At 45.3% G+C, this 26,629-nt stretch carries 21 protein-coding genes and 4 tRNA genes; 12 read left to right on the top strand and 13 right to left on the bottom strand.

Going from position 1 to position 26,629, the window contains the following annotated elements:
- From AAHN97_RS18250 to AAHN97_RS18210, 9 genes are read left to right on the top strand one after another with little or no spacing between them, the layout of a single operon-like run.
- Positions 1 to 1,206, top strand: a complete 1,206-nt coding sequence (locus AAHN97_RS18250; protein WP_343303502.1) for a hypothetical protein — start codon at positions 1 to 3, stop codon at positions 1,204 to 1,206.
- 9 nt (positions 1,207 to 1,215) lie between these two features.
- A complete protein-coding gene (locus tag AAHN97_RS18245; RefSeq protein WP_343303501.1) occupies positions 1,216 to 3,324 on the top strand; it encodes a hypothetical protein in 2,109 nt (702 codons plus the stop codon).
- A gap of 4 nt (positions 3,325 to 3,328) precedes the next feature.
- Positions 3,329 to 4,501, top strand: coding sequence for a glycoside hydrolase family 172 protein (locus AAHN97_RS18240; RefSeq protein WP_343303500.1), 1,173 nt, complete (start codon positions 3,329 to 3,331; stop codon positions 4,499 to 4,501).
- A 12-nt stretch (positions 4,502 to 4,513) separates the two neighbouring features.
- Positions 4,514 to 5,665 carry a glycoside hydrolase family 172 protein gene (locus AAHN97_RS18235; RefSeq protein WP_343303499.1) on the top strand — a complete coding sequence of 384 codons (1,152 nt, stop codon included), beginning with the start codon at positions 4,514 to 4,516 and terminating at the stop codon, positions 5,663 to 5,665.
- A gap of 38 nt (positions 5,666 to 5,703) precedes the next feature.
- Positions 5,704 to 6,717, top strand: coding sequence for a glycoside hydrolase family 43 protein (locus tag AAHN97_RS18230; RefSeq protein WP_343303497.1), 1,014 nt, complete (start codon positions 5,704 to 5,706; stop codon positions 6,715 to 6,717).
- 19 nt (positions 6,718 to 6,736) lie between these two features.
- Positions 6,737 to 8,011, top strand: coding sequence for a histidinol dehydrogenase (gene hisD / locus AAHN97_RS18225; protein ID WP_343303496.1), 1,275 nt, complete (start codon positions 6,737 to 6,739; stop codon positions 8,009 to 8,011).
- Complete coding sequence (locus tag AAHN97_RS18220; RefSeq protein WP_343303495.1) at positions 8,008 to 8,946, top strand: family 43 glycosylhydrolase; 939 nt, start codon at positions 8,008 to 8,010, stop codon at positions 8,944 to 8,946. The genes hisD and AAHN97_RS18220 overlap by 4 nt, the downstream gene beginning before the upstream one ends.
- A 14-nt stretch (positions 8,947 to 8,960) precedes the next feature.
- Positions 8,961 to 11,138 (top strand): DUF2961 domain-containing protein, encoded by a 2,178-nt coding sequence (locus AAHN97_RS18215; protein WP_343303494.1) that lies wholly within the window; start codon positions 8,961 to 8,963, stop codon positions 11,136 to 11,138.
- A gap of 5 nt (positions 11,139 to 11,143) precedes the next feature.
- Complete coding sequence (locus AAHN97_RS18210; protein ID WP_343303493.1) at positions 11,144 to 12,538, top strand: sialate O-acetylesterase; 1,395 nt, start codon at positions 11,144 to 11,146, stop codon at positions 12,536 to 12,538.
- 202 nt (positions 12,539 to 12,740) lie between these two features.
- Here the strand turns inward: AAHN97_RS18210 and AAHN97_RS28990 are convergent, their stop codons facing one another.
- From AAHN97_RS28990 to mtaB, 7 genes are all read right to left on the bottom strand, one after another.
- Positions 12,741 to 13,007: a GIY-YIG nuclease family protein gene (locus AAHN97_RS28990; RefSeq protein WP_430516948.1), complete on the bottom strand. Its 267-nt coding sequence runs from the start codon at positions 13,005 to 13,007 to the stop codon at positions 12,741 to 12,743.
- A gap of 220 nt (positions 13,008 to 13,227) precedes the next feature.
- Positions 13,228 to 13,300, bottom strand: a tRNA-Val gene (locus AAHN97_RS18205).
- A 49-nt stretch (positions 13,301 to 13,349) separates the two neighbouring features.
- Positions 13,350 to 13,422, bottom strand: a tRNA-Val gene (locus AAHN97_RS18200).
- Between the two features lie 49 nt (positions 13,423 to 13,471).
- Positions 13,472 to 13,546 (bottom strand) — tRNA-Val (locus AAHN97_RS18195).
- A 543-nt stretch (positions 13,547 to 14,089) separates the two neighbouring features.
- Complete coding sequence (locus AAHN97_RS18190; protein ID WP_343303491.1) at positions 14,090 to 15,466, bottom strand: hypothetical protein; 1,377 nt, start codon at positions 15,464 to 15,466, stop codon at positions 14,090 to 14,092.
- 92 nt (positions 15,467 to 15,558) lie between these two features.
- Positions 15,559 to 15,633: transfer RNA gene (locus tag AAHN97_RS18185), tRNA-Val, on the bottom strand.
- 416 nt (positions 15,634 to 16,049) lie between these two features.
- Complete coding sequence (gene mtaB, locus AAHN97_RS18180; protein WP_343303490.1) at positions 16,050 to 17,327, bottom strand: tRNA (N(6)-L-threonylcarbamoyladenosine(37)-C(2))-methylthiotransferase MtaB; 1,278 nt, start codon at positions 17,325 to 17,327, stop codon at positions 16,050 to 16,052.
- 116 nt (positions 17,328 to 17,443) lie between these two features.
- On the opposite strand from mtaB, the gene AAHN97_RS18175 reads away from it, so the two are divergent.
- Both AAHN97_RS18175 and priA read left to right on the top strand, forming a co-directional pair.
- A complete protein-coding gene (locus AAHN97_RS18175) occupies positions 17,444 to 18,208 on the top strand; it encodes a lysophospholipid acyltransferase family protein (protein WP_343303489.1) in 765 nt (254 codons plus the stop codon).
- Complete coding sequence (priA, locus tag AAHN97_RS18170; protein WP_343303488.1) at positions 18,205 to 20,649, top strand: replication restart helicase PriA; 2,445 nt, start codon at positions 18,205 to 18,207, stop codon at positions 20,647 to 20,649. Before AAHN97_RS18175 ends, priA begins: the two co-directional genes overlap by 4 nt.
- A 44-nt stretch (positions 20,650 to 20,693) precedes the next feature.
- On the opposite strand, the gene AAHN97_RS18165 is transcribed toward priA, so the two are convergent.
- Positions 20,694 to 21,326 (bottom strand): NAD(P)H-binding protein, encoded by a 633-nt coding sequence (locus AAHN97_RS18165; protein ID WP_343303487.1) that lies wholly within the window; start codon positions 21,324 to 21,326, stop codon positions 20,694 to 20,696.
- A 45-nt stretch (positions 21,327 to 21,371) separates the two neighbouring features.
- Here AAHN97_RS18165 and murB point away from each other — a divergent pair, with 45 nt between their 5' ends.
- Positions 21,372 to 22,388: a UDP-N-acetylmuramate dehydrogenase gene (gene murB / locus AAHN97_RS18160; protein WP_343303486.1), complete on the top strand. Its 1,017-nt coding sequence runs from the start codon at positions 21,372 to 21,374 to the stop codon at positions 22,386 to 22,388.
- Here murB and AAHN97_RS18155 read toward each other — a convergent pair.
- Genes AAHN97_RS18155 through AAHN97_RS18135 form a run of 5 tightly spaced genes read right to left on the bottom strand, consistent with a single transcriptional unit; the run spans position 22,381 to position 26,577 of the window.
- Positions 22,381 to 23,337 (bottom strand): YpdA family putative bacillithiol disulfide reductase, encoded by a 957-nt coding sequence (locus AAHN97_RS18155; protein WP_343303485.1) that lies wholly within the window; start codon positions 23,335 to 23,337, stop codon positions 22,381 to 22,383. The two genes, murB and AAHN97_RS18155, sit on opposite strands and share 8 nt — an antisense overlap.
- A gap of 9 nt (positions 23,338 to 23,346) precedes the next feature.
- Complete coding sequence (locus AAHN97_RS18150; protein WP_343303484.1) at positions 23,347 to 24,018, bottom strand: type 1 glutamine amidotransferase; 672 nt, start codon at positions 24,016 to 24,018, stop codon at positions 23,347 to 23,349.
- The gene (locus AAHN97_RS18145) at positions 23,991 to 24,491 is read right to left on the bottom strand and encodes a GNAT family N-acetyltransferase (protein WP_343303483.1); all 501 of its coding nucleotides are present in this window, start codon (positions 24,489 to 24,491) and stop codon (positions 23,991 to 23,993) included. Before AAHN97_RS18145 ends, AAHN97_RS18150 begins: the two co-directional genes overlap by 28 nt.
- Positions 24,488 to 25,207 carry a YqjF family protein gene (locus AAHN97_RS18140; protein ID WP_343303482.1) on the bottom strand — a complete coding sequence of 240 codons (720 nt, stop codon included), beginning with the start codon at positions 25,205 to 25,207 and terminating at the stop codon, positions 24,488 to 24,490. Before AAHN97_RS18140 ends, AAHN97_RS18145 begins: the two co-directional genes overlap by 4 nt.
- Positions 25,208 to 25,212: 5 nt before the next feature.
- Complete coding sequence (locus AAHN97_RS18135; protein WP_343303481.1) at positions 25,213 to 26,577, bottom strand: DNA recombination protein RmuC; 1,365 nt, start codon at positions 26,575 to 26,577, stop codon at positions 25,213 to 25,215.
- Between the last annotated feature and the right edge of the window lie 52 nt (positions 26,578 to 26,629).

The raw sequence follows: 26,629 nt of genomic DNA, 5'->3' as shown, positions 1-26,629 counted from the left end.
ATGAATAGTTTACAAGCAGGTACTGCTCAGGTAGATATTACGCCACCACTTGAAGTAGGATTACTGACTTCATCGGTGAAGGGGCTCTATGAACCATTTCAATCGGTAAGGCTTCCATTGAAAGCACGCATACTGGTATTGAAATCAGGAAAAGATATACTGGCATTAGTATCTCTGGACCTGCTGGCCCTCAACGATACTGCTGTTGGTGGATGGTATAGTTTCAAAAAGGCATTGTCTGATATTATTCCGCCTGAAAAGATCATTATCACTTGTACACATACGCATAATGCGCCGGAATCTGTGGCTTTATCCGATCTATATCTGGATACAGCCTACAGAAAATGGTTGTCGCGCATACAGGATGGCATTAAAAACGCCATCCTGCAGGCAGCCATTGCCACAAAACCCTGCAGCGTGGCGGTAGCTTCTTCCAGGCTGGAAGGTTATTCCATGCAACGCCGTATACCAACGCCGGAAGGGATCATTATGTCTGATTCAATTCAGCCTATAGCTCCGGAATTATTGAACAGGGAACCGGTAGACAGGCGGGTGCGTTCTGTTATTTTCCAGGATGCAACAGGCAATGTGATCGCTACCTTGGTACATGCTATTTGTCATCCTGTACATGAAATGTGCATGCCACATATCTCTGCAGAGTTCCCGGGTGAAATGTGTTTGGCCCTGGAAACGAATGCGGAGAACGGAATGCCCCTATTCTTAAATGGTGCAGCAGGAGATATTAATCCTCCCACTGTTTCCGAAGGGCCTGCATCTGCACAACGCCATGGCCATGCTTTGGCAGAACTGGTGCAGGAACAGGGAAGGCTGTTTATTGGATCATCCGGATTCAGGTCGCTATATCAGGAAATAAAAATGCCGGTGAGGGATGAAGTGAAACTGGCTAATGATAAGGATGCATTGGCCCGCTTAAATGTGATCAGTATCGGACCCTTGGCGATCGTATTTATACCTGGTGAACCATTTGTAGAAACGGCATTGGCCATTGAAAAGGATTCTCCTTTTAAACATACCATCGTAGCAGCCTATGCTGAAAATACGATAGGATATATTCCCACATTGCAGGCATCCCTTGAGGGTGGCTATGAGGCAGGGCCTGGTAAATGGTCGTTCCTGGAAAAAGGAACGGATGCATTGATCACAAAAGAAGCACTAAGGTTGTTGAAGGAATTGTTTAGTAAATAATTAATCAAGATGAAGAAATTCTCATGGATATGTATCCTCCTGCTTACAGGGTTGGTGGCAAGTGCTAAAGACATCTATTGTTATGGCAGCCTGCAGAATGATCTGTACCAGTTGCTGAAGCGGGAAGGATTTTCCATCAAACAATATAATACACCGGAAGCTGCAGTAAAAGCTGCACCTAAAGGAGCAGGCGTGTTTATCATAGCTGCTAAATACCCAGCAATAGACCCGCAGAATAAGATCAGCCAGCAACTGCTGGATGAAGCGGGTAAAAAGTCACTAAGGCTATACATCGAATATCCTGCTGCATTTCCGGGCTTGAGCATTCCTGCCAAACCGCTGGAAACTCATCTGGAACGTGGTGTTATCACGGCAGGTGTTTTTGGCGCACAACTACCACCGATGAGTTTGCTGGGTATTCATAACTGCCATGTGTTACCTGTTGAAATAAAAGACCCATTGATCGTACTGGCAAAGGTGGTGGGGTTTGATAAAGCAGAATATGGGCTTTCTGACACCAGATCCTACCCCTTGCTTTTTGAACAGGGTAATGCATTGGTATGTATGACCGGGCTCAGCAATTTTGAAACAGGGCGGTATGGACCGCAGAGTTCCATTAAAGCTGTATGGAGTTATATCCTCTCCCGCATGGGTGTTAACAGGCTGGATGGCTGGAAAGAAGATGTACACCCCATGTTCGGGCGTAACGAAAAACTCCCCCCAACAGCCAGAGCTAACAGCATCAAAAAAGGCGTGGCCTGGTTTGATAACGGGCGTTTCTTTATTCATCCCAGCTGGAAGCAGGACTGGCTTAAATACGGATCCAATGGCTTAACACCTGTAGGTCCAATGGTAAGTCAGCGTAAACCTAACGGAGATGGTAGTCTGGGTATACTGGAAGGACATACCTCTACAATTTATTACGATGGGACACAGCAATACCGTTACTGGATGCGCGCGGATGTGCAGGGTGAAGTAAGTATGGCACTTGCTGCTGCAGGAAGTTTTTTAAACAACAAAATATACAAAGAGAAATCTGCGAACCTAATAGATTATCTCTTTAAAACCTCCAATATGCGCGCCGATGCAAAGAATGATCCGGCCAGTGCAGCTTATGGTCTCATTGGCTGGGCTACTACTAATGCCGGCACATTTTACGGAGATGATAATGCACGCGCAATATTAGGCATGATAGGTGCCGCCGGATATCTGAAAACCAATAAGTGGGATAAAGAACTGGCCGAAGCCATCATGGGTAATTTCAGAACAACGGGTAAACATGGTTTCAGGGGAGAGCGGCTGGAAGAAGGAGACATCATTAAGAATGGCTGGCAGTATTACGAGAACAGGGATATCATATTTCCTTCTCCTCACTTTGAATCCTGGATGTGGGCCTGTTATTTATGGCTGTACAATAAAACCAACTATACACCATTGCTGACCAAAACCAAAGAAGCTATCCGGATCACCATGGAGTCCTACCCCGATAAATGGAAATGGGGAAGCAGCATGCAAACGCAACGTGCCCGTATGATCCTGCCACTGGCCTGGCTGGTGAGAGTGGAAGACACAGAAGAGCACAGGCAATGGTTAGATAAAATGGTGCATGAAATAACAAAGTACCAGGATGAAAGTGGCGCTATCCAGGAAGAGTTAGGCAAAGGGAAAGGCATGTTCAAATCACTAAGCAAAAATGAGGATTATGGTACAGATGAAGGCTCACTCATCTTCCGCAACGGAGAGAAAGCGGCCTGCATGTTGTACACCTGCAACTTTGCCTTGTTCAGTTTGAATGAAGCATACACAGCAACAGGAAAGTATAAAGCGGTGGTGGATAAACTTTCAGATTTCCTCACAAGGGTACAGGTGAGCAGCAAAGTGCATAATGACCTTGATGGTGCCTGGTTCAGAGGTTTCGATTACGGCCGCTGGGATTACTGGGCCTCTAACTCTGATGCCGGCTGGGGTACCTGGTGTACATTAACCGGATGGATCCAAAGCTGGATCGTTACCACGCAGGTACAGATCCAGCAAAAGCAAAGCTTCTGGGAAGTGACGAAAAATTCTGCCATTGGCGGACCCGGTAAAGCGGTTATCGAATCAATGATGAAAAAGTAAAAGCATGAAAATAAAAATGATCGTATGCCTGCTTGGTATTTTGACTACGCATGCATTTGGACAAACACCACAGAATGATCTTTCCTCACTGGCGCAAATACAGCAGGGCGTAACATCAAAGCGCGTAAGCAGTTATGATAAGAGTGGTGGTAACGATGACTTTCTGAAGATCGCAGACGGCGAGAAGAAGGTGATATTTGATGAAAGCGGTGCAGGTATCATCAATCATATCTGGATCACCATGGCCCCTCATCCCGGAGCCATGAATCGCAATGATATTATTATCAGGATGTATTGGGATGGAAAAGAGTATCCCTCGGTTGTATCTCCTATCGGCCCCTTCTTTGGCCAGGGCTGGAATGAAGCGTATGAATTCAATGCCTTACCTATATCTGCGAGCCCTGATCATGGAAAAGGACTGGTCAGTTATTTCAATATGCCTTTTAGTAAAGGTGCAAGGATTGAAATAGAGAACCAATCCGGCAGGGCCATAGATGCCTTTTACTTTTATGTGGATTATGTAAGCATGGATAAACTCCCTGCGGGTATGGGCCGTTTTCACAGTTGGTATAACAAACAGCTGATGGGTGCATCAAAGGAAGAAGGAGAGAACGAATGGGCCATTTTAGGTAAATACGGCAATAACACTACGGGTAAGGATAATTATGTTTTTGCAGACATCAAAGGGAAAGGGCATTTCGTAGGGGTGAACTATTATGTACATTCTCCCTCACCCATGTGGTATGGAGAAGGAGATGATATGATCTATATCGATGGAGCTGAGAAACCCACGCTTCATGGTACAGGAACAGAAGATTACTTCAACACCGCCTTCTGCCCGAAAAATGTTTTCTCTCATCCTTATTATGGTTATGCAAGAGTAAACAACGATATGGGATGGCTGGGCAGAACACATCTGTACCGCTTCCATGTTACAGATCCCTTATTCTTCAACAAGTCACTTAAGTTCACGATAGAACATGGCCATAATAATGTGCTGACGCTCGATCTTGCCAGTGTAGCGTACTGGTATCAAAATGAAGCATCACCTGTTCCGCCTATTCCTGATAAGGAAAGCAGAAGGCCTAAACCTTTCATTGGTATCGGGGATTTTCATAAATGGCGGAACGAGTGGAGGAAAAGCAAAGGCAATGATCCTCAGTTATGGGGTAACTAATAACACAGGCTTATGAAATGGACATTCCTTATCATTATGATATGCAGCTGCTCATCTCTTTATGCACAGGAGATGACGGACCTGAGTATCATCCAACAACAGGTGAAGTCGAAACGCATCAGTAGTTACGACAGGTCCGGCGATAACCATGATAATTTACAGCATATCAAACATGGAGAGAAGCGCGTGATCTTTGATGTGAAAGGCACAGGTATCATCAAACATATCTGGATGACCATGGGCCCGGAACCTGCTGTACTGAGCCGGAATGATATTATCATCCGCATGTACTGGGATGGTCAGGAATATCCTTCTGTTGAATCACCTATAGGCCCTTTTTTCGGGCAGGGATGGAATGAAACTTACCTGTTCACTTCAGCGCCACTGGTTGCAGCACCCATGGATGGCATGGGCCTGGTCAGTTATTTCGCCATGCCTTTTCAAAAGGGAGGAAAGGTAGAAATTGAAAACCAATCCGGCAGAGAGATCAATACGCTGTATTTCTATATTGATTATGTGGAAATGAAACAACTGCCACAACACGCCGGGAGGTTCCATGCCTGGTATAACAAACAACTGACGGCTTCCGTAGATAGTATTGAAAACGAACATTGGATGTTTGGTCCGGGCAAACCCAATAAAACAGGAAAGGATAATTATTTGATCGCGAATATAAAAGGTAAGGGACATTTTGTGGGGGTGAATTACTACGTTCATTCTCCCACACCTTACTGGTATGGAGAAGGTGACGATATGATCTTTGTGGATGACAATATTCTATATGGCACCGGAACAGAAGATTACTTCAATACATCATGGGGCGCCCCTAAAACACCCTATGCCACACCCTATTTCGGTTATGCGCGGGTGAATAACGACATCGGTTTCCTCGGCAGAACACACATCTACCGGTTTAACATCGCTGACCCGATCCATTTCGATTCTCTGTTCAGGTTTACCATAGAACATGGCAGCATGAATGTGCTCACACTGGATCTGGCCAGTGTTGCTTACTGGTATCAGGATAAGGCCTCGCCGGTTCCTGCCATCCCGGATGCGGCAGCAAGAAAGCCACAGCCAATGATCGGGCCATCGGATATACACAGGTGGCGTAACGAATGGAGAAAAAGTAAAGGTAATAATCCAACACTATGGGGGAATTAGTATTCAAACGAAGTTATATAGCTAGCCTTATGGCCCTTATGCTCTCTTGTTCGGAAACAAAGAAAGCAACTGATAATCCGCCGCCGGACAGAATAACATCATTTTATAATCCACTGCTCAGCAGTGGCCCTGATCCATGGGTATATAAAAAGGATGGCAGCTTCTACTATATGCATACCATGGTAAATAGTATTGCCATCTGGAAAACACGCGCTATCTCCGAACTGGGTAAAGCAGCTGTTAAAACAGTATGGACGCCACCAGCTACCGGTAATAATGCAAAGAATATCTGGGCGCCGGAATTACATTTCCTGCAAGGAAAGTGGTACCTGTATTATACTGCCGGTGCTACTACCAATCTGGCCACGCAGCGGTGTTTTGTATTAGAGAATCCCAATCCTGATCCAACTACGGGCACCTGGGCAGATAAAGGAAAACTGGCTGATCCATTGGGTGATTATTTTGCCATCGATGGTACGATACTCGAATACAAAGACAAACTTTATTTCATCTGGAGCGGACAGATCTCAGGAACAGACATCAGCCAGCGGATCTATATAGCAGAGATGGAAAACCCCTGGACGCTGAAGTCCTCCCGCGTACAACTTTCCTTCCCGCAGTATGACTGGGAAAAGAAAGGCTCTGCCGTGAATGAAGGGCCGGAGGTACTAAAGAACCCTGCCGGGAATGTTTTTGTAGTATACTCCGGCAGTAATTGCGCAACAGATGATTACGGGTTAGGTATGTTGAGACTGAAAGAGAACGGCGATCCTTTAAATCCGGCAGACTGGGCGAAAAGCCCGATACCCGTATTTACAAAGAGCATCAATAACAACGTATTCGGCCCCGGCCATAATGGCTTCTTCAAATCGAAAGATGATAAGGAAGATTGGATCATCTACCACGCCAATATACAAAGCGGGCAGGGCTGTGGTGGTACACGGAGCCCAAGGATACAGCGGTTCACCTGGAAGAATGACGGTACACCGGATTTTGGAGAACCGCTTGATGTGTCCCAGAAATTAACAAAGCCTTCGGGCGAATCAGAGTGAAAAAAAATAAATCATACGAATGACCAGGTTTTTGAAAAAAGGGAAAAGTGAATCTGATATTAAAAATGCAGATTCAGGCGTGAGAAAAACAGTAGGGAAGATCATTAAAGACATTGAGGAGAACGGAGACCTTGCTGTTAGAAAATATGCCGCATCGTTTGATAGCTGGCCGCCGGATGCATTCCGGCTGACGGAAGACCAGATTAAGGAAATCGTGCAGCGTACACCGGAACAGGTGATACAGGACATCCTGTTTGCACAGCAACAGATCAGGTTTTTTGCAGAAAAGCAACTGGCTTCTATTTCAGATATAGAGGTGGAAACCTTACCAGGCGTTTTCCTGGGGCATAAGAACATCCCGGTTAATAGCGTAGGCTGTTATATCCCGGGTGGAAGATATCCCATGGTAGCCTCCGCACACATGAGTATCCTAACGGCAAAAGTAGCTGGCGTGAAAAGAGTAATAGCCTGCACACCGCCTATCAATGGAAAAATACCCGAAGCTACTGTATGTGCCATGTATTTTGCAGGAGCAGATGAGATCTATATCCTTGGAGGCGTGCAGGCATTATGTGCCATGGCCATCGGTACAGATTCCATTAAAGCCGTGGATATGCTGGTAGGCCCTGGTAATGCCTATGTAGCAGAAGCTAAAAGGCAATTGTTTGGAAGAGTAGGGATCGATCTCTTTGCCGGACCTACAGAAGTATTGGTGATCGCGGATGAAACTGCCGATGCTGAAATGATCGCCTGCGATTTGTTAGGGCAGGCTGAACATGGCCCAACCTCTCCCGCAGCCCTCATCACTACTTCAGAAAAACTTGCAGCGGAAACTTTAGTGGAGATTGAAAGACAACTGAAACATTTATCTACTGCTGATATTGCAGGTGTTGCATGGGAAGAGTATGGCTCGATCATATTAGTGGATTCTCTTGAAGAAGCTGTAAAGGAAGCAGACGCGCTGGCATATGAACATGTTGAAGTGTTAACCCGCGATCCACAATACTTCCTGGATAATATGACCAATTACGGCGCATTATTCCTGGGCCCTGAAACCAATGTGGCCTACGGTGATAAAGTGATCGGTACTAATCACACCCTGCCTACCATGAAAGCTGCCAGGTATACCGGCGGATTGTGGGTAGGCAAGTTCCTCAAGAACTGCACTTACCAGAGATGTACACCGGAAGCAAGTGCGATGATCGGTAAATACGCGATGCGTTTATGTGAGCTGGAAGGATTTGCAGCACATAAAGAACAGGCTGCCTTACGGGTAAAACGATACAATAAATGAAATATTCTTTGATCATACTCTTACTGCTGAATTGCATTCATTCATTCGCGCAACTCATTCCGGAGATAAGCGGGCCATTCGTTCACATATTCAACCCGAATGATCTGCGTACAGAAGGAGACAGTTCATGGTATACAAATGATCATACTTTTATCAAGGGAGAAGATGGTACATGGCATGCCTATGGCATTATTCATCATTTACCAATTGCACCCTGGAAGGAAACACGGCTTTTTCATATCTCTGCGAAATCTATTAAACAGAAGAAATGGGAAGATCATGGTTATGCATTAACTGCGAAACCCGGTGTGGAAAGAGTGCTATGGGCACCTTATGTGATGAATGAAAAAGGAACGTATTATATGTTCTACAACGTAGGCAATATGCAGAAGAATGCACCTGACTACGCTTCCTGGGGGCAATTGTGCATGGCAGTCAGTAAGGACCTGTACACATGGGAGCGGCATCAGCGTAATCCGCTTTTCAGTGATCCCGGGCATGCAAGGGATTCCTACATCATGCATTACAAAGGAAAGTATTATTACTACTACACAAAAACATATAGCGAAACAGACTTTCGTTCTGCTGTTGCTGTAAGGACAGGCCCGGACCTGTTCCATTGGAGCGGGCCGCAGATAGCTCATGTGCAACCTTATGAAGTTTACTGGGGAGGAGATGCCGAGAGCCCCTTTGTGATACAGAAAGATGGTTTGTTTTACCTGTTCATCTGTAAAGCCATGACGGAATATAATCTGACCGCCGTATTTTGGTCTAAAGACCCGGAGAACTTCCCGATAGAAAATCTGGTATGTACTTTACCCGTGCATGCTGCTGAAATAATTTACGATAAAAAGGAAGGCTGGTTTATTTCAAACACAGGATGGGATAAGAAGGGGCTTTACCTTGCTCCCTTACGGTGGAAGCCAGCCAAATAAAATAAAGAAAAAGTATGCGGTATTTATTGATCCTGGTATGTTGCATACCTGTTTATACAAATGCACAGAAAATTCCCGTTGGCTACGATGCCTTCCGGTTATGGGAACAGTTACCACAGCAACGGATAGGCGTGCGGGCATATATGCGCAGCACTTATTCCCGTACAGGCGGTTCCTATGATGCCTCCAATTTCCTCTTCATGAATAAAGAAGATGAAAATGTAACACTGGATGTAAAAGGAAATGGAATCTTGTATTTCTTTCGTACCAATCACTGGCATGGGAGTCCATGGCATTTTGTGGTAGACGGAAAAGATAACATCGTGTCTGAAACAGCTACCGCAGATCCTGTTGATGCTGTAAAGAAATTTAAGAATACTGTTTTTATTCCGGCCAGTACTTTCCCGGAACCCATGGCATGGACCTGGGGAACAACCAAAGGCGCCAATCTTATCTGGACGCCGATGCCCTTCAGGGATTCCCTGCGGATAGCCTATTCCCGCACGTTTTATGGAACAGGTTATTACATCTATCATCTGTACGCCAATCCAACCGGCCTGCCTTCATGGGATCTCAATAAAGCACCTGATAAAGATGTGGTAGACCTTGTGAGCCGCGCAGGTACAGACATCGCTCCAAAGAATATCAAAAAGCTGCGGGGCACTGTAAAGCTGGATAAGGACCAGGTCGTACTGGCTAACATTACATCCTCTTCTTCTATCAGGGCTTTAAAGTTAAGTCTGCCCCTTGATAAGGCTGAAGCACTGGAACGCATCCGTTTAAAAGTGACCTGGGATAATGCAGCGCATCCATCTATCGATGCACCGATCTGCCTTTTCTTTGGTGCCGGTACTTTCTTTAACAGGGAGCGCAAGGAATACTTAGTAAAAGGACTGCCCATAAATATCCGTTACGATTATCCAAATAATAAAGTAGAACTGGCCTGTTATTATCCCATGCCATTCTTTAAATCAGCAAAGTTTGAATTAACAGGCATCACTCCCGGAGATGCAGCCATCGATTATGAGATCCGTTATGAACGTTCCAAAATACCCGCTAACCAAAGCAGTTATTTTCATGCTACCTACCGCGATTTCCCCAAACCGGATTTCGGGCAGGATATGACCTGGCTGGATACCAAAGGAGAGGAAGGGCAGGAAGAATGGACGGGCAGTTTTCTTGGTACCTCCTTCATCTTTTCCCATAATGCAAACCTGCATACATTAGAAGGGGATCCGCGTTTCTTCTTTGATAATAGCCAGTCGCCACAGGCATATGGCACAGGTACGGAAGAATGGGCCGGTGGTGGAGATTACTGGGGCGGAGAGAATATGACCCTTCCATTAGCCGGACATCCCTGTGGCGCTACAGAAAAGAAAACAGCCGTTAACGATAAAGACCTCATCCAATCTGCCTATCGTTTCTTAGTGGCAGACCTGATGCCTTTCGGGAACAGGGCCGTTATCCGCTTTGAGCATAACGAAAATGTATCACAGGAACATTACGAAGCCGTATCATACTGGTATGGCCTCCCCACATCCTCCTTAGTTAAAACAGATTCCATTGATATCGGTAAACCGGAAGACGAACAAAGGCATGCCTATCATTCCCCACAGGCTTCCGAAGTGGAGACCATCCGCTCGAAATATGAATGGGGCCCTGATGTGTATCCTGCACAGACATGGGGATATGATCTGCGAAAGAGAGATGAATATAAAGATCTGATCGGCAAGGAAATTTATCCAGCCCAGGAACAGGATGGCCGCCATACTACCGGCACTTCTGAGTTCAAGGTTAAACTCCGTAAAGATAACAGGGGAGTACTCCTGCGCCGTACGCTGGACTACAGCTATCCAAACCAGCAGGCCGAAATATTTGTTTCAACAGATGGGAAAAACTGGCAGAAAGCCGGCAACTGGTACCTGGCCGGCGCAAACACCTATATGATCTCCCGCCCGGAAGGAGAACTCTCCCCACGGAAATACAAAGTGGAGACCTCCAACCGCCGTTTGCGGGACGATGAATTCTTAATTCCCGCTAACTTGACAAAAGGCAAACCAGCAATACGTATAAAGATTAAATTTGTTCCCGGAAACCAGGAATTGTATCCCGGTCACCCCTTTCCTAACGGAAGTGCCTGGAGTGAGCTGAAATATGATGTCTACAATTACGTATTGCCAAACTTTAAATGACCGTTATGCGCAGAGTACTTACGATGGCACTTTTATGTGTTACTCTTTCTTCATTCAGTAATGTCCGGCTGCCCAGTATTATCAGCAGCAACATGGTATTACAGCAGCAAAGCAAAGTAAAGTTCTGGGGCGCTGCAGATCCTAATGAAAAGATCTCCATCACTACTTCATGGAATAACAAAACCTACGAAGCTGTTACCACCAATAATGCCCGCTGGGAGGTACTCATTGAAACACCCGCAGCAGGAGGTCCTTTTACCATTACCCTGAAAGGAAAGAACACGATCGTACTGAATAATATCCTGATAGGAGAGGTGTGGGTATGCTCAGGACAAAGCAATATGGAAATGCGTTTAGGTAGTTTGAAGGATATCAAAGAAGAAGCGCCGGTTGCCTACAATCCGAATATCCGTTTCTTCGACATCCCTAAAACCACTTCTTTGCACCCACAGGATAATTGTGAAGGAGAATGGACTATCTGCGACAGCAATACCGTCAAATCGTTTAGTGCTGTAGGTTATTACTTTGGCAAGAACCTGAACAAAAAACTGAATGTTCCGATCGGCCTGGTGGATGCCAGCTGGGGAGGTACTGCAGCTGAGGTATGGACACCGGATAGTATTATTTATGCTGATCCTGTGTTAAAACAGGCTGCTTCAAAGATCTCTATTCCCGGAGGCCGCCCTTATATTCCGGGATATGCATATAACGGTATGATCGCTCCTATCACGAATTATGATATTGCCGGTGCCATCTGGTACCAGGGAGAGAATAACACGGGCCAGGCTAAGACCTATGCTAAATTGCTTCCTACAATGATTGATAGCTGGCGCAATGCATGGAAGAAAGAATTTCCTTTCTACTTAGTGCAGATAGCACCCTATAAATATGGTCTTAAAAATAGCGGTGCCATACTGCGTGAGGCACAGACGCAGGTGGCAGATCATCATCCCCATACCGGTATGGTAGTGATCACAGACCTCGTTGCCGATACAAATGATGTACATCCTACCAACAAAAAAGATGTAGGATTACGCCTGGCGAACCTGGCACTGGCGGATACCTATCATAAAGAGGGCATTGTTTACAAAAGCCCTTCCTTCAAAAGCCTAAGCATAAAAGGAAATAAAGCAACGATTGTTATAGACCATGCAGAAAAAGGCCTTGTGATAAAAGGAAAAACAGCCACCGAATTTTTGATTGCGGGGGAAGATCAGGTATTTTATCCTGCAGACGTTACAATTAAAAATAATACCCTGATTGTTTCCAGCAAGGAAGTGAAGGTTCCCGTAGCGGTACGTTTTGGTTTCCGCAACACGGCAGTCGGGAATGTGTTCGGTAAAGATGGGCTTCCATTAGCGCCCTTCCGAACAGATACCTGGGAGGTAGAAATGAAGTAATTAAAAGGGCTGTTTCTTTACCGGAGCAGCCCTTTTTTAAATTTTTCAGATGGGCCATGGTAGCTTCATCCTTGCTTTATCCTTGCTTCATGTTGTGGTTTGGCGCGGGTTTAAGCTACTTTCAAGCAAGGATGAAGCAAGGATAAACCCTTTGTAGTTGTATATTTGTTTTTTTTGAATATTAACTAAGACGGACTACATTTTAAAGGTCCGTATGTGTAAGTGCTGAATTGACTAATACTTGTACTTTCTTTCTGCTTTTCCAGGATTTAATTTTTCTTTCCCGTTCACTGGCTTCTTTTTTAGTTGGATAGGCTTCCGTATAAACTATTTTCCAATCTTCTGATTTTCCTGTAAATCCTCTATGATTAGAGTTGTGTTTGCGTAGACGTTCACTTAAGTCATCGCCGGTATAACCGATATAATAAACATTACGAGAATTCGAGTAGAGGACATAAACGTGAAACATCTGGTTAGTTTTTGGATTAACAATGACAAATAATTTATGGGATAACTAATTATAAATAAAAAAAGGTCTTCGTAATTTATGAAATCTTTTTTATTTCTGAGAGTTAACGGGGTCTAATCGCCGATTCTTCCGATGTAGTCGGAAGGCTCTGAACCAACTGAGCTAAACTCGCAAATATCTAATTGCAATAAAAAAGGCCTTCGTAAACGAAGACCTTTTGTGGGAGTTGACGGGGTCGAACCGCCGACCCTTCCGATGTAGTCGGAATGCTCTGAACCAACTGAGCTAAACCCGCAAAGATCTAATTGCATAAAAAAAGGCCTTCGTAAACGAAGACCTTTGTGGGAGTTGACGGGGTCGAACCGCCGACCCTTCCGATGTAGTCGGAATGCTCTGAACCAACTGAGCTAAACCCGCAAAGATCTAATTGCATAAAAAAAGGCCTTCGTAAACGAAGACCTTTGTGGGAGTTGACGGGGTCGAACCGCCGACCCTCTGCTTGTAAGGCAGATGCTCTGAACCAACTGAGCTAAACTCCCAATATTTTCAAAACTCCTGTGATCCGCCGACTCTTCTGACTTAAGTCGGAATGCTCTGAGCCAACTGAGCTAAACTCCCAATATTTTCAAAACTCCTGTGATCCGCCGACTCTTCCGACTTAAGTCGGAATGCTCTGAACCAACTGAGCTAAACTCCCAATATTTTCAAAACTCCTGTGATCCGCCGACTCTTCCGACTTAAGTCGGAATGCTCTGAACCAACTGAGCTAAACTCCCAATATTTTCAAAACTCCTGTGATCCGCCGACTCTTCCGACTTAAGTCGGAATGCTCTGAACCAACTGAGCTAAACTCCCAATATTTTCAAAACTCCTGTGATCCGCCGACTCTTCCGACTTAAGTCGGAATGCTCTGAACCAACTGAGCTAAACTCCCAATATTTTCAAACTCTTGTGATCCGCCGACTCTTCCGACTTAAGTCGGAATGCTCTGAACCAACTGAGCTAAACTCCCATTCCCTCTTTAAGAGGGTGCAAATATATAGAGTTTTTTATTTTAAAAAAATTTAGGTTAATTTTTTTTGTCAACCTTCAGTATATGCACTGGCGGGAACTGCTGCAGCATCTTCTTTAAATAAAGTAGGATGGAATATTTCCAGCAACAGGTACAGGGACATATAGCAAATGCCTACACGCAGTGAGAGCAATTCCAAGGAACCGAAGAGCAGCACGCATATTGACAGCAGGTTGATCGTGAACAATATGTACACCGCTTTCCTTGAATTACGCAGCATTAAAAAGTTGATCAGCCTGATGAACTGGAAAAGCGTAACAACGGCAACCATTATAGGCAATACTTTGTTTTCTTTATAATATGACAGGTACTGGTATTGATTGTATCCTTGGTATAGCCCATAGACAGACATAATAAAGCCTATTACAATGATCCAGTTCGCCATTTTTGAATCATCTCTCAGTACATAGGCCAGCGCATTTTCAGAAACAGTAGTATGAACGTTTTTCTTGGTGCTGTAGATCAACAAAGGGATCAGGTTTAAAAAAGGCAAACAGTGCAGATAGTATAAAAAGCCGTTATGGAGATCGATCGTCAAAGAACGGGAAACCATAATATTCCGTAGCAGGTAACCACTCAGCACAATGGTAAGTATCGGGCAAAGCATATGAAATATTATTACTATGGCTGATACGAACGCTGGTTGAAAATTATATTCGAGCATTTCCCAGGCTTGCGTCAACTGGCCAACTGCAGCGGAACTTCCTATCACGAACATAAAGAATACACAATAGAAAAAGACATATTCCCCTCTGCCAATAACGAGGATCTTCGAATGGAACTTCTTACGGAAAGCATCTACATCATTCAGGTAGTTCTCCGTAAAATACAGGATGATATAATAGAAACAGGGGAGCAGGAATTGATAAAGGCCATAGACGAAGTTGCCAATGTAGCGGGATCCATTGAATGGACCATCTGTCAGCCAGTCGACCACGATATCAACAATGAAGAAAAGGCCCCTCATATCCCCGGTACCATAGAGCCAGATGAAGATAGTCAGCAGGGCTGTTTTAACGAAGAACTTATCCTTCAGCAGAATACCCCTGATCAACAACATACCCCAGAATGCGAGAAAGGTGAATCCCTGGTAAAAGATATTGAAAAAGCTGGCTCTCGTTCCTAAATGCAGACGATTGAAGATTAGCATCACGAGAAAATATAGTAGCGCTGCTGCGATAACAAAAATGCCAGCCCGTTTGAAATCTTTCCGGATCAGGAATTCCCAGCTTATGATCATTCCAATAAATCCGGCCTTTAAATACTCGCTCATAGAATTGGAAGCAGAGAATTCTGCTTTTAGGACGAAATGGTAATATAACATGAGCAGGCCGGGTATGGCGCTGTATTTAAGTACCCTGAATTGAAGAGGTGACAGGTAGTTCATAGGTGGGTTTCGGTTTATTGTACAAATATATGATTTATTGAATATAAGGGAGCGGGCATAAAAAAAGGCCTTCGTAAACGAAGACCTTTTCGTGGGAGTTGACGGGGTCGAACCGCCGACCCTCTGCTTGTAAGGCAGATGCTCTGAACCAACTGAGCTAAACTCCCAATATTTTCAAAACTCCTGTGATCCGCCGACTCTTCCGACCTAAGTCGGAATGCTCTGAACCAACTGAGCTAAACTCCCAATATTTTCAAAACTCCTGTGATTCGCCGACTCTTCCGACTTAAGTCGGAATGCTCTGAACCAACTGAGCTAAACTCCCAATATTTTCAAAACTCCTGTGATCCGCCGACTCTTCCGACTTAAGTCGGAATGCTCTGAACCAACTGAGCTAAACTCCCTTTCTTTTGATCGTCTAACGCTTTTTCGTTTGACGGGATTGCAAAGGTAAAAACTATTTTTATTTTGCCAAATATATTTTTGAAATTCCTCTTATCTCAGCTCCCAGTCTATGATTTTGTTCTTCTATTTGCCTGGGGAGGGTGTGGTTAATTATTAATAAAATACATAATCCCCCCTCTTATCTCAGCTCCCAGTCTATAATTTTATTCTTCCATTCGTCCCGGAAAGGGGTGCTTACTTTGATATAATTATCAGTAAAACCTTCCATAATCCCATCCTTGCCATGCTGCTCAAACAACACCTTCCGGGTTTGCCCGATATGCTGTTCATTAAAATACTGCTGTTTCTTATGGCTCAGATTCCTTAAAGCTTTATTCCGTTCATTCCGCAGCTGAACGGGCACGATGGGTTTGATCTCCAGGGCATGCGTATTGGGCCTTTCGGAATAAGTGAAAACATGCAGATAGGATACATCCAGGTCATGCAGGAAATCATAGGTTTCTTTGAAATGCGCCTCGGTTTCAGAAGGGAAACCCACAATCACATCCACGCCAATACTGCAATGCGGCATGAATTGTTTGATACAGGCCACTTTTTCAGCATATAATTCCCTGCGGTAGCGGCGGCGCATAGCAGCCAGGATATCATTACTGCCACTCTGGAGGGGAATATGGAAATGCGGCATGAACTTCTTACTGCCGGACACAAATTCTATAATATCGTTGCTGAGCAGGTTCGGCTCAATGGAGGAGATCCGGTACCGTTCAATACCTTCTACATTATCCAGGGCCTGGATCAACTCATAAAACGATTCTTCCCGTTTCTTGCCACCCTCAAATCCTTTCCCGAAATCCCCCAGGTTCACGCCTGTGAGCACTATTTCCTTCACTCCGGTAGCCGCAAGGGTTTGTGCATGGCCAATCACATTGGCCACACTATCACTTCTGCTGATCCCGCGGGCCATGGGAATGGTACAAAAAGAGCAGTTGTAATCACAGCCGTCCTGTACTTTCAGGAAAGTACGGGTACGGTCGTTCAGAGAATAGGAGGCATGGAAGGTATGAACGTCTTCAATATCGCAGGAGCAGATCTTAGCACTGTCTCCCTTGGAGAGTTCGCGGATGTGTTCCACGATATTGAACTTTTCGGCGGCGCCTAAAACCAGGTCTACCCCTGGAATTTCGGCTATTTCTTTGGGTTTCAGTTGCGCATAACATCCTGTGATCACTACAAAGCTCTCCGGGGCACGGCGTTGAATGCGGCGCACTAACATGCGGCATTCTTTGTCTGCATTATCCGTTACAGAGCAGGTATTGATCACATACACGTCCGCCGTTTCTTCAAAATCCCTCTTCTCGAAACCGTCCTTCTCCAATAACCTGCTGATAGTAGAGGTCTCGGAAAAGTTCAGCTTACAGCCGAGTGTATGAAATGCTACTGATTTTACCGCTGTCATAAGGAGGGCAAAGGTACGACATTCAAGGCATTTCAGCTATGCAGATATGTGTAATATTTAATATGGATGCCAAAACGCTTTCGCCTGAACCTATTATTCTGTATCTTTCCGGTTTTATGCGTGTGCTATTGAAATGTTTGCAGGCTCTCTATAGCCTTTATGCCCTCATCGTTTGGCTGGGTATTATGTTCCTGATCCTACCGCCCATCGTCCTGGTATCTTTTCTGGGAAAAGTGAGGGGAGGGAATATCGTATTTTATTTTCTCCGTTTCTGGGCGCATGTCTGGTTCCCTGCCGTGGGTATTTGGGTCACCAAAAAATGGAAATCTCCTAAAACCAACGATCCCTGCATTTATCTCGCAAACCATTCCTCTTACCTGGATGCTGCCCTGGCAGTAAAAGTAATGCCGCTGGCATTCCGCCCGCTGGGCAAAAGTGAACTTTCAAAGATCCCGTTATTTGGACTGATCTACAGCAGATCAGTAGTGCCGGTGGATAGAAAAACGGCGAAGGGGAGAGCACAGAGCATGAAGGATATGATGTACATGCTGCAACATCGCGTGTCCTTACTGATCTTTCCGGAAGGTACTACCAACGAAACGGAGCAGCCATTGCTTCCTTTTCATAGCGGGGCTTTCAGGATTGCTATTGAAACACAGACGCCTATCCGCCCGGTATTATACGTTGATAATCATGCACGGCTGGCTAAGATTAAGTTTATGTCCCTCAACCCGGGTCCCTGCCGTGTTATATTTCTGCCTGCTGTTCCTGTGGCAGGGTTAACCATGGAAGATGTGCCGCATCTGAAAAAGCAGGTAAGACAAATGATGGAAGAAGAATTGCGTAAATACCGCCACTACCCGTCCTATCAGGCAATATGAAATATGTAGATGTCATATTACCTCTGGCTTTGCCGAGGAATTACACGTATGCCGTGCCCCCGGAAATGGAAAGTTCCATCCAGGTAGGGAGCCGTGTTGCCGTGCAATTGGGGAAAGCAAAGAAATATACCGGCATCGTTAAATCTATTCATGAACAGGCGCCTTCAGCATATAAGACCAAACCGCTGATGGACCTGCTGGATAAAGACCCTGTGGTCTATCCCACGCAGCTGGCCTTCTGGGAATGGATCGCGCAGTATTACATGTGTAATGAAGGAGATGTGCTTAATGCTGCATTACCTGCTCACCTGAAACTTTCCAGTGAAACAGTATTACTGATCAATGATGCATTCGGGGATGATTTCACCATGCTGGATGATCATGAATACCTGGTAGCAGAAGCATTGAACATCCGCAAGGAACTGCGCATCGGTGAGGTGCAATTGATCCTGGATAAATCAGATGTATACTCCGTGATCAAAAAACTGATCGAGAAGAAGGTATGCCTGGTGTATGAAGAGTTAAAGGAAGTTTATAAAGAAAAGAAGGAAAACTATATACTGCTGAACCCGCTTTACGAAAGTGATGAGCAGATGGCGCCCTTGTTTGATGAGCTGGCACGGGCACCTAAGCAGATGGAATTATTACTGGCTTACCTGCACCTGTTAAAAACACAGGGGGAAGTGATCCAGAGTGAGCTGCTGAAAAAATCAGGGGCTTCCGCCGCACAACTGAAAGGCCTGGTGGAAAAACAGATCCTGCAGGTGGAGAAACGCACGGTGGACCGTGTGCCTATGGGAAAGATAGAAGCCCAGCTGGACTTTGATCTAAGCCCCGCACAGGAAGTTGCATTAACCAAAGTAAAAGAATGTTTCAATGAAAAACAGGTGACGCTATTGCATGGTGTTACTTCCAGCGGTAAAACACAGATCTATGTGAAACTGATGGAGGAGTGCCTCGCTGCGGGCAAACAGGTATTGTACCTGCTGCCGGAAATTGCGCTCACGGCACAGATCATCCGGCGATTGAAAAAACATTTCGGCGGACAGATAGGTATTTACCATTCCCGTTTTTCAAATAATGAAAGAGTAGAGATCTGGAACAAAGTAAAGAGTGGTGAGATCCGTATCGTATTAGGTGCGAGGTCCAGCCTGTTATTGCCTTTCCGGGATCTGGGGCTTATTATCCTGGATGAAGAGCACGACCCTTCTTTCAAACAGCAGGAGCCTGCTCCGCGCTACCATGCAAGGGATGCGGCCATTTATTATGCCAGCCTTTTTAAAGCGAAAGTATTATTAGGTTCAGCAACACCGGCTATCGAATCTTACTTCAATGCAAAACAGGGTAAGTACGGATTGGTGGAATTGAATGAACGTTTTGGCGGTATTGCCATGCCGGTGATAGAGATCGTGGACCTCAAACAGGAAACTGCTTTGAAAGAAGTGATCGGTAATTTCACTTCTGTATTACGGCAGAATATCACACAGGCTTTACAGGAAGGCAAACAGGTGATCCTCTTCCAGAACAGAAGAGGGTATGCACCTTTCCTTTTATGTACTACCTGCGGCTGGATACCTAACTGTAAACAATGTGATGTATCGCTCACCTATCACAAACACCAGGATAACCTGCATTGCCATTATTGTGGTACAAGATATCCTTATGTATATACCTGTGCTGCATGTGGCAGCCAGACTTTAGTGCCCAAGAACTTCGGTACGGAAAAGATTGAAGAGGACCTTCAACAATTGTTCCCTGAAGCTCGTATTGCACGGATGGATATGGATGCTATCCGTAATAAGGACAGTCATAATAAGATGATCCAGTCACTGGAACAAAGAGAGATTGATATCCTTGTGGGTACGCAGATGGTAGTAAAGGGATTGGATTTTGAGAATGTGAACCTGGTAGGTATTATCAGTGCGGATAGTTTATTGAGCTTCCCTGATTTCCGTGTGAATGAGCGGGCCTTCCAGCTGATGGAGCAGGTAAGTGGCCGTTCCGGCAGAAAAGATGGTTTGGGGAAAGTGATCATCCAGGCCAACAACACCAAACATCCTGTATTACAGTATGTGACGGCACATGATTATAAAGCGATGTTTGATACGGAAATAGCGGAACGGGAACAATTCGGATATCCGCCATTTTCCCGTTTGCTGAAAGTGACCATCAAACATAAGAAACAGCAGACCACGGAGCAGGCGGCATTGATCTTAGGGAACTGGTTAAGGAGTTTTCTGGCGTATCAGCTGGTAGGGCCGGCGGCACCTTTGGTGAGCCGTGTGCGTGGGTTTTATTTACAGGAGATGCTGATCAAATTACCACGCGATAGTAAGAAGATCACGCAGATCAAGAACAAGGTGAAAGAATTTTTCTCTCAGTTGCAGATAGAAAAACAGTTCCGCTCGGTGGTGATCATTCCGGATGTGGATTGTGTATGATCCCGATTGTCAGATCTATTCCTGCATGCAGGATGTCTGTAACCTCAATCGTCAAACCCTTCAATAGCATGCACACCCGGCTGCGGGTTTTTATCCAACTCTATCATTTTACGGGCTACGGTCGCTGCTTTCACCGGACGGTATTTCTTTGGAAAGATTCTCATCAGCGGTGCAAACAATGCGGCTAACTGTTCTCCTACGCGTACTTCAGAGCGGCTACCGATTAAAAAGGAAGGACGAAGGAAATAGAGGCTTTCAAAACCAATTTTTCGCAGTCCGTTTTCTGTTTCCCCTTTTGTACGCAGGTAGAAATTAGAAGAAGATGCTTTGGCGCCCACAGCGGATACCAGCTGGAAATGTGCCACGCCATTTTTATGCGCCACGGCAGCACATTTAAGGGGAAGATCCCTGTCTACCGCCCTGAAAGCCGCCTGGCTACCGGCTTTTTTGATGGTAGTGCCTACACAGCAGAACACTACATCCCCGGTGAGGGCTATTTGAAGCGCGTTTTCGTCATCAAACCTTAAGACAAGGTTGGTAAGTTTTGGGTGTTGGATCGCCAGGGGCTTGCGTACCAAGGCTCTTACGGAAGAATAGGTTTCATCCTGCAATAAAGCCTGGATCAGTAAATTCCCGATAAGACCAGATCCCCCGACCACAATAGCTGTTTTTGGCATTTTATAGTTAACTATATTTGTTCCGTTATTAAAGATAGGATTTCTATGAGCGTTTTAGAAAATGTTTCACTCCGGCCATATAATACTTTCGGCATTGATGCAACGGCCCGTTATTTCGCCTCTTTCGATTCTCCTGCAGCATTGCAGGCTATATTAGAAGACCCGAAATGGGCGGCAGTTCCAAAGGTGATCCTGGGGGGCGGCAGTAATATATTGCTCACAAAGGACTATGAAGGACTGGTACTGAAGAATGAGATCAAAGGGATCCATATCATCAAAGAAGACGAAGCGCATGTATATGTGCAGGCTGGGGCTGGAGAGAACTGGCACCAGTTTGTGATGTATTGCATTGATAAGAACCTGGCCGGCCTGGAGAACCTGTCTTTAATACCCGGTAATGTAGGCGCCAGCCCCATGCAAAACATCGGGGCATATGGCGTAGAGATAAAGGATGTTTTTTATGAACTGGATGCCTGGCATGTGAAGGAGCAGCAATTGATAAAGTTCAATAAAGAGGCCTGCGAATTCGGTTACCGGGAGAGTGTGTTCAAACGTAAATACAAAGATCAGTTCGTTATCCTGCAGGTGACCTATCGTTTAAATAAAACCCCGCATTTCAATACCAGCTATGGCGCTATAGAGCAGGAAATGGAAAGGATGGGCGTGAAGGAATTATCTATTCGCGCTATCAGTGATGCGGTGATCCATATCCGTTCTTCCAAATTACCTAACCCCGCTGAAATAGGGAATGCCGGTAGTTTCTTTAAGAATCCCGAGATCAGTAAAGAGAAATATGAAGCACTGAAAGAAGCCTTTCCTGCTATTGTAGCATATCCTTTACCCCATGATCAGTATAAACTGGCGGCAGGCTGGCTGATAGAGCAGGCCGGCTGGAAGGGCTACAGGGATGGCGATGCCGGTGTGCATGCCAAACAGGCGCTGGTACTGGTGAATTATGGCCATGCTTCAGGAGAAGAGCTGGTAGAGCTATCCTGGAAGGTGATTGAAAGTGTGAAAGAGAAATTCGGCGTGGTACTGGAAAGGGAAGTGAATATTATTTAGTAACAATATGCCGGATGATCTTATCCGCATGCTCCCTTGAATTCTCAATAAACCATACATGTGTGTTCATGCCACCACAAACCACTCCGGCCAGGTATATACCGGGCAGGTTGGTTTCCATGGTATCCGGATTGTAATAAGGTGCTCTGATAGCATCATCGGATAAACGAATCTTTGCTTTTTCGAGGAAGCTAAAGTCCGGCTGATAACCTGTGGCTGCGATCACAAAATCGTTGGGGATGGTGATCAGTCCTTCAGGGGTTTGAATATCTACTTCTGTTTCCCGGATGGCGGTTAAGTTGGAATGGTAATATGCTTTGATGCTGCCTTCGCTGATCCTGTTCTCCATATCAGGTTTTACCCAATATTTCACTCTTTTGCCAATACCTTCTTCGCGGATCACCATGGTTACATCTGCTCCTTTGCGGTAAGTTTCCAGTGCTGCATCTACAGAGGAATTGTTTGCGCCCACTACCACTACTTTTTGCGTGGCATAATAGTGGGGGTCTTTATAATAGTGTGTTACCTTGGGTAACGCTTCTCCGGGAATGTTCAGCAGGTTGGGAATATCATAGAAGCCGGTGGCAATAATCACATTGGCTGCATGATAGGTTTGTTTGGAAGTGATCACCTCGTAACCACCATTAGCGGCTTGAATGGTTTCTACTTTTTCAAATAAGCGGATGTTCAGTTCCTGGGAAGAAGCTACTCTTCTGTAATATTCCAGGGATTCTGGCCGGGTAGGTTTTGCATTATTGGATACAAACGGAATACCACCAATTTCCAGTCTTTCGCTGGTAGAGAAGAAGGTCATATTGATGGGATACCGGTATAATGAGTTCACCAGGCATCCTTTTTCAATGATCAGGTAATCGATTCCTTCTTTTTTCGCAGCTAACGCGCAAGCCAGTCCTATAGGGCCTCCACCGATGATCAATAACTTATACATTCCTCTAATTTAAGCCAATTTTTCCAACCCGTCCAGCAGTTGGCTGATCAGGATATTGGTGTTTTGTGCATGATGTGCATGGGCACGTATCTCTGCGGCTGTTTGCACATAAGTGTTTGGTACCAGTTCATGACCGCAGTGACTGATCATTCCTTCCAGTGCTTCGGGCGTGATTTCAAAATGAAACTGTAATCCTATCACACGATCTCCGATGCGGTAAGCCTGGTTTTTACAGGCTGAAGTTTCTGCAAGATGCACTGCGTTTTCCGGCAGATCAAAGGTATCTCCGTGCCAGTGAAATACAGTGGTAGGAGAGGGCGCTATCCCATCATGGAACTGAACAGGAAACCAGCCGATCTCCTTTTGCTTGTTGGGGTATACGCGTGCCCCCAGTGCCGCAGCTATCAGTTGCGAGCCAAGGCAGATACCCAGTACGGGTTTTCCTGCTGCAATGGCCTGGCGGATGAATTCCTTTTCAGTACTGAGCCATGGGTGAATATCTTCTTCATAAACACCCATAGGGCCGCCCATTACGATCAGCATGTCAAAGTCTTCCAAAGCAGGCGGCACCTGACCCTCATACCATTTGGTTACCGTAATGGTATGGCCTTTTGCTTTAGCCCAGTCTGCAATATAGCCGAGGCCTTCAAATGTTACGTGTTGGAAATAGTGGATACGCATAAATGATAAAATTTTGTATCAACAGGCATGATGTATTTACCATCAGGCACCTCATTTCTTGCAACCAGCTCAAAACCATTCTTTTCATAGAAACGATGTGCGGCATGCAGCTTGTCTGCTGTTCCGAGATAGAGATCGGAAAAATGTTTTTCTTTTGCCCAGTTGATCAGTGTGTCTAATAACTTTTTGGCGAGGCCATGTGCAGCACCTCTGTAGTCTCTGTGCACAAACATTTTGCGCAGGGCACCTTTGCCGGCGCCCAGATCTGTCAATGCAATAGTGCCGATCAGTTGATCGCCATCTACGGCTATCCAGAAATTACTGTTACCCTGTTGAAATTCAGCAGGGATATTGGCCAGATCAGGTTGGTCTTCTCTTTTGATGGGCAGGTTGAATTCATTCTGCTGAATGTCCAGTATGAATGAGATCAATGCTTCTGTAAATATGGGCTCAAATGGTTTGATCACTATCATGTCAATGTGGTTCCTTTCATTACTTCAATGCCTGATCCTTCTGCGAGGAAAACAGATGCGGGTGTTTGAGATAAACTCTCCGTAAAGTGCCTGCCATAAATGACTTCCGTATCACAATGAAAAGAAAATTCATGCACGGGATGTATCCGCCAGCTGGGATGTGTTACCTGGTATTCAGATGTTTGCTGTGTATTCAGTTGCGTATATCCCCAGTAATGTTCTGTAATAAAATGCTCTTTGCTACCGGGAGCAACAAGCGCTGCTGCTTTATCGGCGATGGCTTCAATATGGTTCCATTGCTGGCCGGATTGCCATTCATAGCGCACTTTCATGCGTTGCTGGTCAAAATCTTCCCAGGTATGGCGCATGGGGAGGGTGGCATATTTTTCACCATACAGCGTATTCGCTACCATGGTGATCATTCGTTTGGGCACCAGTTCTTTTACAAACACCACACCTCTCCGCCAGCCTTCTGCATGTTTGTACCGCACATAAAAGCGAAGGTTCACTTCTTCAAAGTTTTTATGAAAGGGGATGGAAAGTCCTCTTACACGGGTATCTTTAAACAGGAACCCAACAAGGCTCACATAATGTTTACCATTCCATTCATCCAGCTCTGTGCCATAGGGAACATAATTACGCAGTACCGCCGGGTCTGTTTCAAAGTTGGCCATGAGTAAATTTCTCCATTGGGCCGTCAGAAATTTTTTAGGCATAGACTTTATTCTGCTTTAATCTGCTCTTCCGGAAAGAGCAGGTCTATTTCTGTTAAGAGATTATCCGGTAAATGTTTTGTTGTTTTTGCATCGAGGTCTTTGATCACCTCAAATTTCCCGATAATGGTATCGCTTTTTCGTTTGCCATCTTTCAGCCGCTTCATGGCATCGTCATAGGCATTGCCGGCCTGGCGGAGATTATGGCCGATCTTATTCATTTCATCCAGGAATGAAATAAACTTATCGTACAGCAGGCCACATTGCCGGAAGATCTCTTCCACATTACGCACACGGTTCTCATTCTGCCACAGGAGCCGCACGATCTTAAATGTAGCTACTAATGTGGAAGGTGTGATCAGTACGATCTTTTTCTTGAGAGCACGATTGAAGATCTCCGGATTTTCGTTTAATGCCAGTGTGAGTGCAGATTCAAAATGCATGAACATGAAAACGAAATCCGGTGTGTTGAGGCCATTGAGCGATTGGTAATTTTTGGCAGACAGTTCATTGATGTGCTCAGTGATGTTCTGCACCAGTTGCTTCATGTACGTTTTCTTTTCTTCGGGATCGCTGGCATTGAAATAAGACACATAAGCATTCAGCGATACTTTACTGTCTATCACCAGGTGTTTGCCATCCGGCAGCCTGAGGATAATATCCGGGCGGCGGTTACGATCTTCTTCTGTATCCCGTAAAACTTCTTCACTAGTGAAGTCGATGTATTTCTGGAGGCCTTCAGATTCCAGGATGAGGCGTAGTCTGTCTTCTCCCCAATTTCCCTGTACTTTTACATCGGAACGTAAAGCTCCGGCGAGGCGTTGCGCATCTTCGCTGAGTTGTATGTTAAGTTTGGAAAGGGATTCTATTTCTTTTTTGAGCGAAGTGAATTCCTGGATATCTTCTTTACGGGTGTCTTCTATGGTTTTCTTAAACTGGCCGATATCTGTTTTCAGCGGGGCGAGGATATGGTCCAGGGATGTTTTGTTGCTTTCTTCGAAGTCTTTGCTTTTTTCCCGAAGGATATCTGTAGCCATGTTCCGGAACTGCTCCCGGTTGTTTTCCTGCATTCTGAGCAATTCCTGTCCAAAATCGCTGAGTTTTTCGTTGAGCTTGTCTTTCTCTACCTGGAGGCCGGAGAGCTGACTGCTGAGGCTGATAATCTCCTTTGCCTTGCGTTCTATCTCCTTCTCTCTTTCCAGCAGGGTGTATTGGAGATTATCGTACATATCCCGGACCACATACTCCTCATTTACCTGTTGGCGTGTAAGGGCCTGATGGAGCGGCATGTAATGTTTCCGGAAGAAGAGCCAGGTCAGCAGGCCGCCGGAAAACAGCCCGATGATCAAACCAGCTAAAAGGGTAACATTCATAGATCGCAAAGTTAATAAAAAAGGGCCCAACACCGTTGAGCCCTTTTTACAT

The sequence above is a fragment of the Chitinophaga niabensis genome (assembly GCF_039545795.1).
Taxonomy (GTDB): Bacteria; Bacteroidota; Bacteroidia; order Chitinophagales; family Chitinophagaceae; genus Chitinophaga; species Chitinophaga niabensis_B.
Note: the sequence above shows the minus strand (reverse complement) of the source record. Positions and strands in the feature narration are given on the sequence as shown.

Excerpts from the sequence above, each read along its gene's own strand:
- AAHN97_RS18250 (WP_343303502.1), top strand. The coding sequence starts at position 1 with ATGAATAGTTTACAAGCAGGTACTGCTCAGGTAGATATTACGCCACCA.
- AAHN97_RS18245 (WP_343303501.1), top strand. The coding sequence starts at position 1,216 with ATGAAGAAATTCTCATGGATATGTATCCTCCTGCTTACAGGGTTGGTG.
- AAHN97_RS18240 (WP_343303500.1), top strand. The coding sequence starts at position 3,329 with ATGAAAATAAAAATGATCGTATGCCTGCTTGGTATTTTGACTACGCAT.
- AAHN97_RS18235 (WP_343303499.1), top strand. The coding sequence starts at position 4,514 with ATGAAATGGACATTCCTTATCATTATGATATGCAGCTGCTCATCTCTT.
- AAHN97_RS18230 (WP_343303497.1), top strand. The coding sequence starts at position 5,704 with ATGCTCTCTTGTTCGGAAACAAAGAAAGCAACTGATAATCCGCCGCCG.
- hisD (WP_343303496.1), top strand. The coding sequence starts at position 6,737 with ATGACCAGGTTTTTGAAAAAAGGGAAAAGTGAATCTGATATTAAAAAT.
- AAHN97_RS18220 (WP_343303495.1), top strand. The coding sequence starts at position 8,008 with ATGAAATATTCTTTGATCATACTCTTACTGCTGAATTGCATTCATTCA.
- AAHN97_RS18215 (WP_343303494.1), top strand. The coding sequence starts at position 8,961 with ATGCGGTATTTATTGATCCTGGTATGTTGCATACCTGTTTATACAAAT.
- AAHN97_RS18210 (WP_343303493.1), top strand. The coding sequence starts at position 11,144 with ATGCGCAGAGTACTTACGATGGCACTTTTATGTGTTACTCTTTCTTCA.
- AAHN97_RS28990 (WP_430516948.1), bottom strand. The coding sequence starts at position 13,007 with ATGTTTCACGTTTATGTCCTCTACTCGAATTCTCGTAATGTTTATTAT.
- AAHN97_RS18190 (WP_343303491.1), bottom strand. The coding sequence starts at position 15,466 with ATGAACTACCTGTCACCTCTTCAATTCAGGGTACTTAAATACAGCGCC.
- mtaB (WP_343303490.1), bottom strand. The coding sequence starts at position 17,327 with ATGACAGCGGTAAAATCAGTAGCATTTCATACACTCGGCTGTAAGCTG.
- AAHN97_RS18175 (WP_343303489.1), top strand. The coding sequence starts at position 17,444 with ATGCGTGTGCTATTGAAATGTTTGCAGGCTCTCTATAGCCTTTATGCC.
- priA (WP_343303488.1), top strand. The coding sequence starts at position 18,205 with ATGAAATATGTAGATGTCATATTACCTCTGGCTTTGCCGAGGAATTAC.
- AAHN97_RS18165 (WP_343303487.1), bottom strand. The coding sequence starts at position 21,326 with ATGCCAAAAACAGCTATTGTGGTCGGGGGATCTGGTCTTATCGGGAAT.
- murB (WP_343303486.1), top strand. The coding sequence starts at position 21,372 with ATGAGCGTTTTAGAAAATGTTTCACTCCGGCCATATAATACTTTCGGC.
- AAHN97_RS18155 (WP_343303485.1), bottom strand. The coding sequence starts at position 23,337 with ATGTATAAGTTATTGATCATCGGTGGAGGCCCTATAGGACTGGCTTGC.
- AAHN97_RS18150 (WP_343303484.1), bottom strand. The coding sequence starts at position 24,018 with ATGCGTATCCACTATTTCCAACACGTAACATTTGAAGGCCTCGGCTAT.
- AAHN97_RS18145 (WP_343303483.1), bottom strand. The coding sequence starts at position 24,491 with ATGATAGTGATCAAACCATTTGAGCCCATATTTACAGAAGCATTGATC.
- AAHN97_RS18140 (WP_343303482.1), bottom strand. The coding sequence starts at position 25,207 with ATGCCTAAAAAATTTCTGACGGCCCAATGGAGAAATTTACTCATGGCC.
- AAHN97_RS18135 (WP_343303481.1), bottom strand. The coding sequence starts at position 26,577 with ATGAATGTTACCCTTTTAGCTGGTTTGATCATCGGGCTGTTTTCCGGC.